General features: G+C 65.3%; 13 protein-coding genes. 6 read left to right on the top strand and 7 right to left on the bottom strand.

Annotated elements, in window-relative coordinates; all coding sequences use genetic code 11:
- The first annotated feature begins 35 nt into the window (after window positions 1-35).
- The 3 genes from ACQR0U_RS11870 (at window position 36) to ACQR0U_RS11860 (ending at window position 3785) form a co-directional block, all read left to right on the top strand.
- Window positions 36-521, top strand: a complete 486-nt coding sequence (locus ACQR0U_RS11870; protein WP_315717018.1) for a (2Fe-2S)-binding protein — start codon at window positions 36-38, stop codon at window positions 519-521.
- A gap of 99 nt (window positions 522-620) precedes the next feature.
- The gene (locus ACQR0U_RS11865; protein ID WP_315717017.1) at window positions 621-2966 is read left to right on the top strand and encodes a xanthine dehydrogenase family protein molybdopterin-binding subunit; all 2346 of its coding nucleotides are present in this window, start codon (window positions 621-623) and stop codon (window positions 2964-2966) included.
- 18 nt (window positions 2967-2984) lie between these two features.
- The gene (locus ACQR0U_RS11860) at window positions 2985-3785 is read left to right on the top strand and encodes an FAD binding domain-containing protein (protein ID WP_315750781.1); all 801 of its coding nucleotides are present in this window, start codon (window positions 2985-2987) and stop codon (window positions 3783-3785) included.
- Window positions 3786-3799: 14 nt separating this feature from the next.
- Here the strand turns inward: ACQR0U_RS11860 and ACQR0U_RS11855 are convergent, their stop codons facing one another.
- Window positions 3800-4006, bottom strand: a complete 207-nt coding sequence (locus tag ACQR0U_RS11855) for a hypothetical protein (protein ID WP_315750779.1) — start codon at window positions 4004-4006, stop codon at window positions 3800-3802.
- 62 nt (window positions 4007-4068) lie between these two features.
- Between ACQR0U_RS11855 and ACQR0U_RS11850 the strand changes: the two genes are divergently transcribed.
- Entirely contained in the window at window positions 4069-5181 is a 1113-nt protein-coding gene (locus tag ACQR0U_RS11850; RefSeq protein ID WP_315750778.1) for a CaiB/BaiF CoA transferase family protein, read from the top strand.
- 367 nt (window positions 5182-5548) lie between these two features.
- Here the strand turns inward: ACQR0U_RS11850 and hppD are convergent, their stop codons facing one another.
- Window positions 5549-6667, bottom strand: a complete 1119-nt coding sequence (gene hppD / locus ACQR0U_RS11845; RefSeq protein WP_315750776.1) for a 4-hydroxyphenylpyruvate dioxygenase — start codon at window positions 6665-6667, stop codon at window positions 5549-5551.
- A gap of 121 nt (window positions 6668-6788) precedes the next feature.
- Between hppD and ACQR0U_RS11840 the strand changes: the two genes are divergently transcribed.
- Entirely contained in the window at window positions 6789-7268 is a 480-nt protein-coding gene (locus ACQR0U_RS11840) for an Lrp/AsnC family transcriptional regulator (RefSeq protein ID WP_315750774.1), read from the top strand.
- A gap of 92 nt (window positions 7269-7360) precedes the next feature.
- Window positions 7361-7672 carry a DUF1272 domain-containing protein gene (locus ACQR0U_RS11835; protein ID WP_434843331.1) on the top strand — a complete coding sequence of 104 codons (312 nt, stop codon included), beginning with the start codon at window positions 7361-7363 and terminating at the stop codon, window positions 7670-7672.
- 64 nt (window positions 7673-7736) lie between these two features.
- Here ACQR0U_RS11835 and fahA read toward each other — a convergent pair whose 3' ends face one another.
- The 5 genes from fahA to ACQR0U_RS11810 form a co-directional block, all read right to left on the bottom strand.
- Window positions 7737-9029, bottom strand: a complete 1293-nt coding sequence (gene fahA / locus ACQR0U_RS11830) for a fumarylacetoacetase (RefSeq protein ID WP_434843332.1) — start codon at window positions 9027-9029, stop codon at window positions 7737-7739.
- A 198-nt stretch (window positions 9030-9227) separates the two neighbouring features.
- Window positions 9228-10574, bottom strand: coding sequence for a homogentisate 1,2-dioxygenase (gene hmgA / locus ACQR0U_RS11825; protein ID WP_434843333.1), 1347 nt, complete (start codon window positions 10572-10574; stop codon window positions 9228-9230).
- A complete protein-coding gene (locus ACQR0U_RS11820) occupies window positions 10574-11530 on the bottom strand; it encodes an MBL fold metallo-hydrolase (protein ID WP_315750766.1) in 957 nt (318 codons plus the stop codon). The genes hmgA and ACQR0U_RS11820 overlap by 1 nt, the downstream gene beginning before the upstream one ends.
- 27 nt (window positions 11531-11557) lie before the next feature.
- Window positions 11558-11785 (bottom strand): DUF2783 domain-containing protein, encoded by a 228-nt coding sequence (locus ACQR0U_RS11815; RefSeq protein ID WP_315750764.1) that lies wholly within the window; start codon window positions 11783-11785, stop codon window positions 11558-11560.
- A gap of 13 nt (window positions 11786-11798) precedes the next feature.
- Window positions 11799-13433: an FAD-dependent oxidoreductase gene (locus ACQR0U_RS11810; protein WP_315750762.1), complete on the bottom strand. Its 1635-nt coding sequence runs from the start codon at window positions 13431-13433 to the stop codon at window positions 11799-11801.

Genomic DNA, 13433 nt, shown 5'->3' with positions numbered 1-13433 from the left:
AATCAGAATAAGAAAAATTCATCGGGAGGTTACTCGTGTCGACAGTCAAACTGACGGTGAACGGCAAGGCGGTCTCGGTCGAGGCCGAGGATCGCACCCTGCTCGTTCACCTCCTGCGGGATCATCTGAACCTCACCGGCACCCATGTCGGCTGTGACACCAGCCAATGCGGCGCCTGCGTCGTCCATATCGACGGCCGTGCCGTGAAATCCTGCACCGTGCTGGCCGGCCAGGCCGCCGGCGCCAACGTCACCACCATCGAAGGCATCGCCAAGGGTGACGAGCTGCACCCGATGCAGGCGGCCTTCCGCGACAATCACGGCCTGCAATGCGGTTATTGCACGCCGGGGATGATCATGTCGGCCATCGACATTGTGCACCGCCACGGAGGCGAGCTCGACGAGAGCACGGTGCGCGAGGAGCTGGAAGGCAACATCTGCCGCTGCACCGGCTATCACAACATCGTCAAGGCCGTGCTCGACGCTGCCGGACGGATGAAGGTCGCGCAAGCTGCCGAATGAGGCCGGCGAGAGCCGCCGTTTACCGCAATACCGAGACCACGACCGCTGCGCGCGATGGCCGCGGCGGGACAATAGAACTCCGGTAGGGGAGAGATTCGCATGGGTATGGAAGGCATTGGCGCCAGCGTCGTCCGCAAGGAGGACAAGCGTTTCATCACCGGCAAGGGCCGTTACGTCGACGACGTCAAGCTGTTGGGCATGACCTTTGCCCATTTCATCCGCAGCCCGCACGCGCACGCCAAGGTCAAGAGCATCGACTCCTCGGCCGCCGAGGCAATGCCCGGCGTGGTCGCGGTGCTCACGGGCAGGCAGATCGTCGACGACAAGGTCGGCAACCTGATCTGCGGCTGGGCCATCACCTCGAAGGACGGCTCGCCGATGAGGATGGGCGCATGGCCGGCGATGGCGCCGGAGACCGTGCGATTCGTCGGCCAGGCCGTGGCGGTCGTGATCGCCGAGAGCAAGAACCTCGCCCGCGACGCCGCCGAGGCCGTCGTGGTCGAATATGAGGAGCTGCCGGCGGTCGCCGACATGCCCTCCGCGCTGAAGCCCGGCGCCCCGCAGCTTCACCCGGAGGCCCCCGGCAACGTCGTCTATGACTGGCATATTGGCGACGAGGGGGCGGTCAACGCCGCCTTCGCCAAGGCCGCCAACGTCGTCACCCTGGAATTGACCAACAACCGGCTGGCGCCGAACGCGATGGAGCCGCGCGCGGCGATCGCCGAGTACGATGCGGCCGAGGAGCATTTCACGCTCTATACGACGTCGCAGAACCCGCACGTCGCTCGCCTGGTGCTGTCGGCGTTCTACAACATCGCACCAGAACACAAGCTGCGCGTCATCGCGCCCGACGTCGGCGGCGGCTTCGGCTCCAAGATCTTCATCTATCCCGAGGAGATGGTGGCGCTGTGGGCCTCCAAGAAGGTCGGCCGTCCGGTGAAGTGGACCGGCGATCGCACCGAGGCGTTCCTGACCGACGCGCACGGCCGCGACCACATCTCCAAGGCCGAGATGGCGCTCGATGCCGACAACAAGATCCTGGGGCTGCGGGTCAAGACCCACGCCAATTTCGGCGCCTACATGTCGCTGTTCTCGTCCTCGGTGCCGACCTATCTGTACGCGACCCTGCTGTCGGGCCAGTACAACATCCCGGCGATCTATGCCGAGGTGATGGGCGTCTACACCAACACCACGCCGGTCGACGCCTATCGTGGCGCCGGACGCCCTGAGGCGAGCTACCTGCTGGAGCGGCTGATGGAGACCGCAGCGCGTCAGCTCAAGGTCGATCCGGCCGAGCTGCGGCGCAAGAACTTCATCACCCAGTTCCCGCACCAGACCCCCGTGATCATGGCCTACGACACCGGCGACTTCAACGCCTCGCTCGACGCGGCGATGAAGGCGATCGACTACGCCGGCTTCCCGGCGCGCAAGGCGGCCGCCAAGGCGCAGGGCAAGCTGCGCGGCCTCGGCTTCTCCTGCTACATCGAGGCCTGCGGCATCGCGCCGTCAAAGGCAGTCGGCAGCCTTGGCGCCGGCGTCGGTCTGTGGGAATCGGCCGAGATCCGCGTCAACCCGGTCGGCACCATCGAGGTGCTCACCGGATCACACAGCCACGGCCAGGGCCACGAGACCACCTTCTGCCAGCTGATCGCCGAGCGCCTGGGCGTGCCGATCAGCCAAGTCTCGATCGTTCATGGCGACACCGACAAGGTGCAGTTCGGCATGGGCACCTACGGCTCGCGCTCGGCCGCAGTCGGCCTCACCGCGATCCTCAAGGCGATGGAGAAGGTCGAGGCCAAGGCCAAGAAGATCGCAGCGCATGCGCTGGAGGCCTCGGAAGGCGACATCGTCATCGAGAACGGCGAGTTCAAGGTGACCGGCACCGACAAGTCGATCGCGCTGCCGATGGTCGCGCTCGCTGCCTACACCGCGCACAACCTGCCGGACGGCATGGAGCCCGGATTGAAGGAGACTGCTTTCTACGATCCGACCAACTTCACCTTCCCCGCCGGCACCTATATCTGCGAGCTCGAGGTCGACGAGGCCACCGGCAAGACGTCGTTCGTCAACTTCGTCGCGGCGGACGATTTCGGCCGGCTGATCAACCCGATGATCGTCGAGGGCCAGGTCCATGGCGGTCTGGTCCAGGGCATTGGCCAGGCGCTGCTCGAGCACGCAATCTATGACAGCAACGGCCAGCCGGTGACGGCATCGTTCATGGACTACGCGATGCCGCGCGCCGACGACGTGCCGTCCTTCAAGCTGAGCCACACCACGACCCTGTGCCCGGGCAATCCGCTCGGCGTGAAGGGCTGCGGTGAGGCCGGCGCGATCGGCGCATCCGCCGCCGTGATCAACGCGATCACGGATGCGATCGGCAACAACAAGCTGGAAATGCCGGCGACGCCAGACCGCGTCTGGCACGCGATCCACGGCAACGCCTGATCGAACGGAGGAGCAACCATGTATCAGACGACTTATCATCGTGCCTCCTCGGTCGACGAGGCGGCGGCGCTGTTCGCCAAGGGCAGCGAAGCCAAGTTCCTTGCCGGCGGTCACACCTTGATCCCGGTGATGAAGCAGCGCCTTGCTGCTCCGTCCGATGTCATCGACATCGGCAAGATCAAGGACCTGATCGGGGTGCAGTTGTCGGGCGACACGCTCGTCATCAAGGCCGCGACGACCTACTACGACATCATGACCAATGCCGATGTGAAGAAGGCGATCCCCGCGATCGCCCATCTCACCTCGGTGCTCGGCGATCCCGCGGTGCGCGCCCGCGGCACGATTGGCGGCTCGATCGCGAACAACGATCCGGCGGCGGATTTCCCGGCGGCGCTGATCTCGCTCGGCGCCACCGTGAAGACGAACAAGCGGTCGATCTCGGCGGATGATTTCTTCAAGGGCCTGTTCACGACGGCGCTGGAGGACGGCGAGATCATTACCGAGGTGTCGTTCCCGGTGCCGGAAAAGGCCGGCTACGCCAAGATGCGCCACCCGGCGTCGCGTTTCGCGCTCACTGGCGTGTTCGTCACAAAGACGAAGGGCGGCGACGTCCGCGTTGCGGCCACCGGCGCTTCGCAGAGCGGCGTGATGCGCGTGCCGGCGATCGAGGCGGCGCTGAAGTCGAACTGGTCGGCCTCGGCGATCGACGGGGTCACGGTGTCGGCGTCAGGCCTCTTGAGCGACATCCACGGCTCCGCCGATTACCGTGCCAATCTGGTGAAGGTGATGGCGCAGCGCGCGGTGCAAGCCGCGGGCTGACCTCACGACGCGGATCATTCCGCGCAACGGCACGACAAATTCCATGCGGCGCGCAGCGATGCGCGCCGTTTTGCTTTGCGGCATACGGCGCGCTTGCGTTGGCCTGATGCACGCGGGACAATCAAAGGATCAGGAAACGCATCGCGCGTGATGATGTTTGATTGATGCGGATAGCAGCCAAGCACACCCACCCTCCCCTGGAGGCGGAGGGTGAAGGTCACGGCGACCATCTTTGTCCGATCGACCTCATCACGCGCCGAAGCACCGCAGGGACAAGACAAACGTGCTCGACAAGACCGCACCACAGACCGAGATCCGCGCCACCGGACCGCTCGCGGGCTTCCGCATCGTCGAGTTCGCCGGCATTGGACCGGGTCCGTTCGCCTGTATGCTGCTGGCCGACATGGGCGCGGAGGTGGTGACGCTCGATCGCGTCGGTGCGCGCAAGACCATGAAGTCGGTCGCCGGCCGCGGCCGCAAGGTGATCGAGCTGGATCTCAAGGACAAGGGGGTCATCCCCCAGGTGCTCGATCTGCTCGCCGGTGCCGACGCGCTGATCGAGGGTTTCCGGCCCGGCGTGATGGAGCGGCTCGGCCTCGGCCCCGAGGTCGTGCTCGCGCGTAATCCGAAGCTCGTCTACGGCCGCATGACCGGCTGGGGCCAGGACGGACCGCTGGCGCATGCGGCCGGTCACGACATCAACTACATCTCGATTACCGGCGCGCTGGCCGCGATCGGACCCAGGGAGCGGCCGGTGCCGCCGCTCAACCTGGTCGGGGATTTCGGCGGCGGTGCGCTCTATCTGGTCGTCGGCGTGCTCGCCGCACTGCTCGAAGCCTCGAAGTCCGGCAAGGGGCAGGTGGTGGACACCGCGATGTGCGACGGCGCGGCCTCGCTGCTCGCGATGTTCTTCGACCTCACCGCGATGGGCCGCTGGACCGAGGGGCGCGAGCGCAACTTCCTCGACGGCGGTGCGCACTTCTACGGCGTCTACGAATGCGCCTGTGGCAACTTCATCTCCATCGGCTCGATCGAGCCGCAGTTCTACGCGCTGCTGCGGCAGCATGCCGACCTCTCCGATCCCGCCTTCGATGCGCAGATGGATCCACGCGCCTGGCCGGCGCTGAAGGAGAAGCTGGTCGCGGTGTTCAAGCGTAAGACGCGCGAGGAATGGTGCGCAATCATGGAGGGCACCGACATCTGCTTCGCGCCGGTGCTGACGATGTCGGAGGCGCCGAAGCATGCGCACATGGCCGCGCGTGGCGTGTTCGTCGAGCGGCACGGCGTGACGCAGCCCGCGCCGGCGCCAAGGTTCTCGCGGACGCCGTCGAATATCCGCGAGCCGGAGGTGACGGAGATCGGCGCTGTGGTAAGCGCTTGGCAGGCAGGGCGGTAAAGCTCGATCGCTGCAGCAGCGCCGATCGAGCGCTGCTCGACTGTTCCGATGTCAACGAGTTGGCTACGCCGTCGCCTCAATCTCAGTGTCGTCCCCGCGAACGCGGGGACCCATAACCACCGGCCGTGCTGAGACGACGATTATCTGTCGCCGTGCCTCATCGACGCACCCTGCGGTATGGGTCCCGAGTCGGTGCCCGACGCCGCTTACGCGCCGTCGGGCTTGCCCGGGACGACAGTTGAGAGTTTGGCGGCAAACTGCCTCCAATCACGCCGTCATTGCCGGCGAAGCCAAGCATTCCAGGGACAGACGGAAGTCTGGATTGCTCGTCGCTCCGCTTCCCGCAATGACGGCCTGCTTCCTTCGCCTACTCCGCCGCCTCCACCTTCAGCACGCCGCGGCGGATCTGGTCTTCCTCGATCGACTCGAACAGCGCCTTGAAGTTGCCTTCGCCAAAACCGTCGTCGCCCTTGCGCTGGATGAACTCGAAGAAGATCGGCCCGATCGCATTGGCCGAGAAGATCTGCAGCAACACCTTGGTGTGACCGCCAGCGACGACTCCCTCGCCATCGATCAGGATGCCGTTTCTCTGCAGCCGGGCGAGGTCCTCGCCATGCTTGGGCAGGCGAGACTCGATGCGCTCGAAATAGGTGTCGGGCGGCGACGGCATGAACGGCAGGCCTGATGCGCGCAGGCCCTCGACGGTGGCGTAGATGTCGCGGGCGCCGCAAGCAATGTGCTGGATGCCTTCACCGCGATATCTCTTGAGATACTCCTCGATCTGCCCGGAATCGCCGGCATCCTCGTTGATCGGAATCCGGATCTTGCCGTCGGGGCTGGTCAGCGCGCGCGAGAACAGGCCGGAGGCGCGGCCCTCGATGTCGAAGAAGCGGATCTGGCGGAAGTTGAACAGTTTTTCGTAGAAGCCGGCCCAGACGTCCATGCGGCCGCGGTGTACATTGTGGGTCAGATGATCGATGTAGTACAGGCCGGAGCCTGCGGGGCGCGGGTCGCGCGCGCCGGTCCACTCGAATTCGAGATCATAGGCCGAGCCCTTGGCGCCGTAGCGATCGACCAGATACAGCAGGCTGCCGCCGATGCCCTTGATGACAGGAACGTCCAAGGTCTTCTGCGATGCAGGCAGGTCGGCCGGCTCGGCACCGAGCGCGATCGCGCGGTCGTAAGCCTTGTTGGCGTCGACCACGCGGAACGCCATCGACGGTGCACACGGCCCGTGCGCGGCGACGAAGTCGTGGCCGTGGCTGCCCGGCTCCTCGTTGACGAGGTAGTTGATGTCACCCTGGCGGTACAGCGTGATCGCCTTGGTCTTGTGGCGCGCGACCGCGGCGAAGCCCATCAGCTTGAACAGCGCGTGCAGCTCGCTTGCTTCGGGGTGCGCATATTCGACGAACTCGAAGCCGTCCGTGCCCATCGGATTGTCGGCGGAGATGGTGGCAGGAGGCGCATCGTGCGGAAATGGACCCATCGGGGAAGCTCCTTCAGCTTGATGTGCCGATCATCTCCCGAATTCCGCGCACAGGGCATGCAAACCATTGTCATTTTCGCCTGGATATGCACGATCCATGCACGACCAGAGGAAATGGCGCATGATTTCGATCGACAGCTTCGATCTCCGTATCCTGGCCGCGCTGCAGGACGACGGGCGGCTCACAAACCAGGAGCTGGCGGATATCGCCGGCCTGTCGGCCTCGCAGTGCTCACGGCGCCGGATGCGGCTGGAGCAGGACGGCGTGATCGCGGGGTACCGCGCGCAGCTCGCCAGCCAGGCGCTCGGCTTCGAGCTGATTGCCTTCATCCAGATCACCCTGGCGACGCATTCGCCCGACAACGCGCAGAAGTTTCGCGCGCTGGTCAACCGCGTCGACGACATCCAGGAGGCCTACGCGCTGACCGGCGATTCCGACTATCTGCTCAAGGTCGTGCTGCGCGATCTCAAGAGCCTGTCCGACATCGTCAACAACGTGCTGATGCCGCACCAGAGCGTGGCGCATGTCCGCTCCTCGATCGTGCTCGACCGCCTGAAGGAGAGCGCGAAGCTGCCGCTGGCTTCGCTATCGACCGACTGAGCGTCTGCGGCGCAAATCGAGGGAAATGCGCCCTCCCCTTTGCGGCGCGGCTTTGCGACACTGCACTCACCAGCACACCTGCGAGACGACCAATGGCGCTCCAGCTCCGCCCCAATTGCGAATATTGCGACAAGGACCTGCCGCCCTCGGCAACAGAGGCACGCATCTGCTCCTACGAATGCACGTTCTGCGCCGACTGCGTCGAGACCAAGCTGTTCAATGTCTGCCCGAACTGCGGCGGCGGCTTTGCGCCCAGGCCGATCCGGCCCAGCCGCGAGTGGCGGTCGGGAGCTTGCGTGACGCAGCAACGGCCGTCCGACACGCGCGTGCATCTGAAATATGCGGCGGAGGATGTTGCGGCATTCGTGGCTGGTGTGAAGGACGTTATGCCAGAGGACCGCTAGATCTTCGTCATTGCGAGCGCAGCGAAGCAATCCAGGGCTGCGCACACGACTCTGGATTGCTTCGCTACGCTCGCAATGACGCCTGCTCCGCCGCCACGATCGTGCCTTCGACCTCGCCGAAGCCGACGCGATAGCCCTGCCCCTGGCACCAGCCGTGCATGATGAGGGAGTCACCGTCCTCCAAGAACGAGCGCTTCACGCCACCGGCGAGCTCGACCGGCTCGGTGCCGTTCCAACTGATCTCCAGCAGGCTGCCGCGCTGGTGCTTCTCCGGACCGGAGATGGTGCCGCTCCCCAGGAGATCGCCGACACTCATGGCACAGCCGGACGAGGCATGGTGCATCAGCTGCTGCACGCTCGACCAGTACATGTACTTGAAATTGGTCTGCGCGATGGTCTGCGCGGCGTTGCTGCCGGAGGCGCGCAAGGCCACGTCGAGGGAGAGATCGTAGTTCTGCGCCTCCTTCTGCTGCAGGTAGGGCAGCGGCGTTGGATCCTGCGTTGGCCCCGACACGCGGAACGGCTCCAGCGCCTCCCGCGTCACCACCCACGGGCTGATCGACGTCGCAAACGCCTTGGCCTGGAACGGGCCGAGGGGCACATATTCCCATTGCTGGATATCGCGCGCGCTCCAGTCGTTGAGCAGCACGAAGCCGAAGATCATCGCCTCCGCCTGCGCCTCGGTCAGCATCTCGCCGAGCGGCGAGGACTGGCCGATGACGACGCCCATCTCCAGCTCGAAATCGAGCCGCTTGCATGGACCGAAGCTCGGCACGTCGGCGCCCGGCGGCTTCAGCTGTCCGCGCGGCCGACGCACTCGGGTGCCCGACACGACCACGGTCGACGCGCGGCCGTTATAGCCGATCGGCATGTGCAGCCAGTTCGGCTGCAGCGCATTGTCCTTGCCGCGGAACATGACGCCGACATTGGTGGCGTGCTCCTTCGACGAATAGAAATCCGTGTAGCCGGCGACATGGAACGGCAGATGCAGCGTAACGTCGGAGCGCGGCAGCAGCGCCCGGCTACGCAACGGCTTGTCGTCGCGCAGCCGCGGATTGTCCTGACGCAAGAGGGCGCTGATCGCAGCCCGCGTCTTCGACCACACGACGGGGCCGAGCGCCATGAAGGCATTCAGCGAGGATTGCGCGAACACCTCATAGGCCGGCGCCAGATCGAGCAGGCCTTCGTCCTCGAGCACGGCGAGGTCGAGGACGACGTCGCCGATCGCCACGCCGACGCGCGGCTTCGGCGAGTCCTGCGCCGAGAACACGCCATAAGGCAGGTTCTGGATCGGGAAGTCGGAAGACGGATCGACCGGGATGAAGGAGCGGAGCGAGGGATCGTTGGGGTGGGGCACAGTTGTCTTCCTGAGTTCGGACCATGTCTCCGCTCGTCATTCCGGGGCGCGCGCAGCGCGAGCCCGGAATCCATAGCAACGGGCAGATGTGTGGGGCACAGTGGTTGTGGCCGAGCTTTGCATCCCCACGGCCGATCGTGGTTATGGATTCCGGGCTCGCCGCTGCGCGGCGCCCCGGAATGACGGCGGAGGTCGTGGCTACGGCCGGTTCGGATCGAAGCGCTTTTCGAGCCCGTTCCAGCAATCGGCATAGTCCGGCTGCAAGGTGCCGGACTCCGCCGCATGCTTCGTGATGCGCTGGGGAAAGCGCGTCTCGAACATGAAGGCCATGGTGCCCGTGAGCTTGACCGGCTTCAACTCGCCATTGCTGGCGTGATCGAACGCCTCGCGATCCGGCCCGTGCGGCAGCATGCAGTTGTGCAGGCTCATGCCACCCGGCACGAAGCCCTGCGGCTTGGCGTCGTAGACGCCGTAGATCAGCCCCATGAACTCCGACATGATGTTCATGTGATACCACGGCGGACGGAAGGTGTTGTCGGCCACCATCCAGCGCTCGGGGAAGATCACGAAGTCGATGTTGGCGGTGCCGGCCGTCTCCGACGGCGAGGTCAGCACGGTGAAGATCGACGGATCGGGATGGTCGAAGCCGATGGCGCCGACCGGCGAGAAGGTGCGCAGGTCGTATTTGTAGGGCGCGTAGTTGCCGTGCCAGGCGACGACGTCGATCGGAGAATGTTCGAGCTCGGTCTTGAACAGCGCGCCGCCCCATTTCACGTAGAGTTCGGTCGGCGTGTCCTTGTCCTCATACGAGGCCACCGGGGTCAGGAAGTCGCGCGCATTGGCAAGACAATTCGCGCCGATCGGGCCGCGCTCCGGCAAGGTGAAGGCGCCGCCATAATTCTCGCAGAGATAGCCACGTGCCGGTCCCGCCGGAATCTCCACCCGGAACTTGACGCCGCGCGGGATCACGACGATCTCGCCAGGCTCGGCGTCGATGCGGCCGAACTCGGTGACGAACAGCAAACGGCCCTGCTGCAGCACGAACATCAGCTCGCCGTCGGCATTGTAGAAGTGCTGGTCGACCATCGACTTGGTGATGACGTAGACATGCGCCGCCATGCCGGCCTGGGTCGTGGCATCGCCGGCCGTGGTCATGGTCTGCACACCCTGCAGGAACGTCACATCGCCTGCCGGAAGCGGCGTCGGATCCCAGCGCAGTTGCTGCACCGTGATCTCCTGCTCATGGCAGGGCGCGGTGCGCCACAGCCCGGCATCGACCTTGGCGAAGCGGCCGGAATGCTTCACCGACGGACGGATGCGATACAGCCAGGAGCGCTCGTTGGACCCGCGCGGCGCGGTGAACGGCGAACCCGAGAGCTGCTCGGCATAGAGCCCGTAGGCGCAGCGCTGCGGCGAGTTGCGCCCGATCGGCAGTGCGCCGGGCAGCGCCTCGGTCTCGAACGAATTGCCGAAGCCGGACATGTAGCCCGGCGTCACCTGCCCGGTGGCGCGGTTGAGCTGGTCAGGCGATGTATTGACGTTCATCATCCTTCTCCTTGCAAGCGGGCCCACATCTCGCGGTCGCGCTCGGCGGTCCAGATCACGGGATCGTCGATGCCGCTGGCCTCGTCATAGGCGCGCGACACGTTGAACGGCAGGCAGTGCTCGTAGATGGCGAAGCTCGAGAATTTCGGATCCATCACCTCGCGCGTCGCCGCCATCGACTCCTTCAGGCTGCGTCCCTTCGCGACCGACATCTCGGCCGCGCCATACAGCGACGTGACGAAGTCGCGCGTCATGGCGATCGCCTCGCGCACGGTGGCCTCGCCCTTCAGCGCATCGCCGCGACCGGGCGCGATCGCCTTGGGATTGAAGTCGCGGATCTCGTTCAAGGTCGACGGCCATTCGCGCAAATAGGCGTCGCCGCAATAGCAGGCCGAGTGATATTCGATCAGGTCGCCGGAGAACATCACCTCGGCATCCGGCACCCAGGCGACGATGTCGCCGGAGGTGTGGCCGGCGCCGAGTTGGATCAGCTGCACCTCGCGCTTGCCGAGATGGATCGTCATCTCGCCCTCGAAGGTCAGGGTCGGCCAGGTCAGGCCGGGAATGCTCTCGGCGTCCTGGAACAGGCGCGGGAAACGGCCGTATTCGGAGTCCCAATCCTGCTGGCCGCGCTCGACGATCAGCCGGTGCGTCTCCTGCGAGGCGACGATGCCCTGCGCATGATAGGCCGAGGCGCCGAGCACGCGCACGGCGTGGTAGTGCGACAGCACGACATATTTGATCGGCTTGTCGGTGACGGTCTTGACCCGCTCGATCACCTTGTTGGCCATCGCCGGCGTCGCCTGCGCGTCGAACACGATGCAGCCGTCGTCGCCGACGATCACCGCAGAGTTCGGATCGCCCTCCGCCGTGAAAGCATAGAGATCCGGGCCGATCTCCGAGAAGGTGACCTTCTTCTCGGCGAGATCCGTGGTCGATGCGAAACCCTTCGCCATCACTTCATTCCTTGTGTGCGCAGCAGCCTATTGCTGCTGCTGTTGTTGCTGTTGGCCGGCATCCGCCATGCTGCGTTTCGCCAGCGCGATCGCCTCGCCCAGCACACCGATGTCACCGATGTGATTGGCGAGGATCAGGACCAATGCCGCATCGAGATCGGCGCTTTCGAGGTCCGAGAGGCCCCGATGCGCTTCGACAATGGCGCGGAAGGCATCGTCGGGCTTGGCGAAATTGGAGGCGGTCGAGAGCGTCATCGTTGCGGCTTCCTCAGTTCAGGCCGGAGGCGCGGGCGACCGCCGCCGCGATCGCGGCGCGGCGCGGGTGGCGGAAGCGCGCCGCGACATAGCCATCCGGACGCAGCAGATAGGAGGTGCCGGGTTCGGCACCGTAACGCCTGCCCGCGAAGCCCTCGCTATCGGCAAGTCCATTCGGACCGCCGATGCTGACGACACCGACATCGTCGGGTACATCGATCGCCTCACCATTGGCAAAAGACAGCAGGGTGAAGCGCCGGCCCTGAGCATTGAATGCATCGGTGAGGTGAAGGTGCCGTCCGTCTGCCGTCTCGAGGGGCGCATCCGGCATCGATGTTCCCGGACGAGGGCCACTGTGCCAGGCCTCGTCGTCTTCGGTCGACAACGGCGTCTGGTAGACCGAGGGAACCGACAGCCGGCCGCCATTGACCATGCGCTTGCCGAATTCGGTGTCCCTGGCGAGCGCGAGCACCACCTTGCGCAGCCGCGCTTCCTGGTGCGAATTCGGCGCCATGAAATCCGTCGCCCGCGTGGATTCGCGAATGTTTTCGTCGGCGGCCGCGCTTCGCTCCAGATGGTAGGTTTCGAGCAGCGTCGCGGGCGAGGTTCCGCGCAGCACGCGATCGAGCTTCCAGGCCAGATTCTCGGCATCCTCCAGCCCCGAATTGGCACCGCGTGCGCCGAACGGCGAGACCTGATGGGCGGAATCGCCAGCGAAGACGACGCGACCATGAATGAAGCGCTCCATGCGCCGGCACTGGAATTTGTAGAGCGAGATCCATTCGAATTCGAACTGATCATGGCCGAGCATGCGCGCGATCCGGGGCCGCACATTCTCCGGCTGCTTCTCGACGTTGGGATCGGCATAGCGGCTGAGCTGCAGGTCGATGCGCCAGACATTGTCCGGCTGCCGGTGCAACAGCGCCGAGCGCCCGGCATGGAACGGCGGATCGAACCAGAACCAGCGCTCGGTGGGGAATTCGGCCGTCATCCTGACGTCGGCGATCAGGAACTGATCCTCGAACACCTTGCCGGAAAAACCCGCGCCGACCATCTGGCGCAGCGACGAGCGCGCGCCGTCGCAGGCGATCACATATTGCGCCGACAGCCGATAGGGGCCGTCCGGCGTCTCGATCGTCAGCACGACATGATCGTTGCGCTGTTCGAGCGCGGTGACCTTGTTGCGCCAGCGCAGCGAGATCGCCGGCAGCGCGTTGACGCGATCGACCAGATAGGCCTCGGCGTAGAACTGCTGCAGGTTGATGAAGGCCGGCCGCTTGTGCCCGGGCTCCGGCAGCAGGTTGAACTGATAGAGCTCGGACGGACCGTGAAAGATGCGGCCGACGTTCCACACCACGCCCTTGTCGACCATCCGGTCGCCAACGCCGAGGCGATCCCAATATTCCAGCGAGCGCTTGGAGAAGCAGATCGCGCGCGAGCCCTCGCCGATCCGGTCGGCATCATCGAGCACCACGACCGCATGGCCGCGCTGCGCAAGATCGATGGCAAACGACAGCCCGACGGGACCCGCACCCACGACGACGACCGGATGCGCGGCCGGCGTGGCCTGATCCTGGTCTTCGTGCCGATGATAGCCGAACTGAACCTTCGCCTGGCTCGCGCCCTGCCCCGGATTGGCCTGCACCAT

It is taken from the genome of Bradyrhizobium sp. HKCCYLRH3097, from assembly GCF_051167875.1.
Classification (GTDB): domain Bacteria; phylum Pseudomonadota; class Alphaproteobacteria; order Rhizobiales; family Xanthobacteraceae; genus Bradyrhizobium.
The sequence above is the reverse complement of the archived record's forward strand: the minus strand, read 5'-3'. Positions and strand labels throughout refer to the sequence as shown.

What these genes read in the sequence shown, in the direction of transcription:
- ACQR0U_RS11865 (WP_315717017.1), top strand. Translation starts at nt 621, where the DNA reads ATGGGTATGGAAGGCATTGGCGCCAGCGTCGTCCGCAAGGAGGACAAG.
- ACQR0U_RS11860 (WP_315750781.1), top strand. Translation starts at nt 2,985, where the DNA reads ATGTATCAGACGACTTATCATCGTGCCTCCTCGGTCGACGAGGCGGCG.
- hppD (WP_315750776.1), bottom strand. Translation starts at nt 6,667, where the DNA reads ATGGGTCCATTTCCGCACGATGCGCCTCCTGCCACCATCTCCGCCGAC.
- ACQR0U_RS11840 (WP_315750774.1), top strand. Translation starts at nt 6,789, where the DNA reads ATGATTTCGATCGACAGCTTCGATCTCCGTATCCTGGCCGCGCTGCAG.
- ACQR0U_RS11835 (WP_434843331.1), top strand. Translation starts at nt 7,361, where the DNA reads ATGGCGCTCCAGCTCCGCCCCAATTGCGAATATTGCGACAAGGACCTG.
- hmgA (WP_434843333.1), bottom strand. Translation starts at nt 10,574, where the DNA reads ATGAACGTCAATACATCGCCTGACCAGCTCAACCGCGCCACCGGGCAG.
- ACQR0U_RS11820 (WP_315750766.1), bottom strand. Translation starts at nt 11,530, where the DNA reads ATGGCGAAGGGTTTCGCATCGACCACGGATCTCGCCGAGAAGAAGGTC.
- ACQR0U_RS11815 (WP_315750764.1), bottom strand. Translation starts at nt 11,785, where the DNA reads ATGACGCTCTCGACCGCCTCCAATTTCGCCAAGCCCGACGATGCCTTC.
- ACQR0U_RS11810 (WP_315750762.1), bottom strand. Translation starts at nt 13,433, where the DNA reads ATGGTGCAGGCCAATCCGGGGCAGGGCGCGAGCCAGGCGAAGGTTCAG.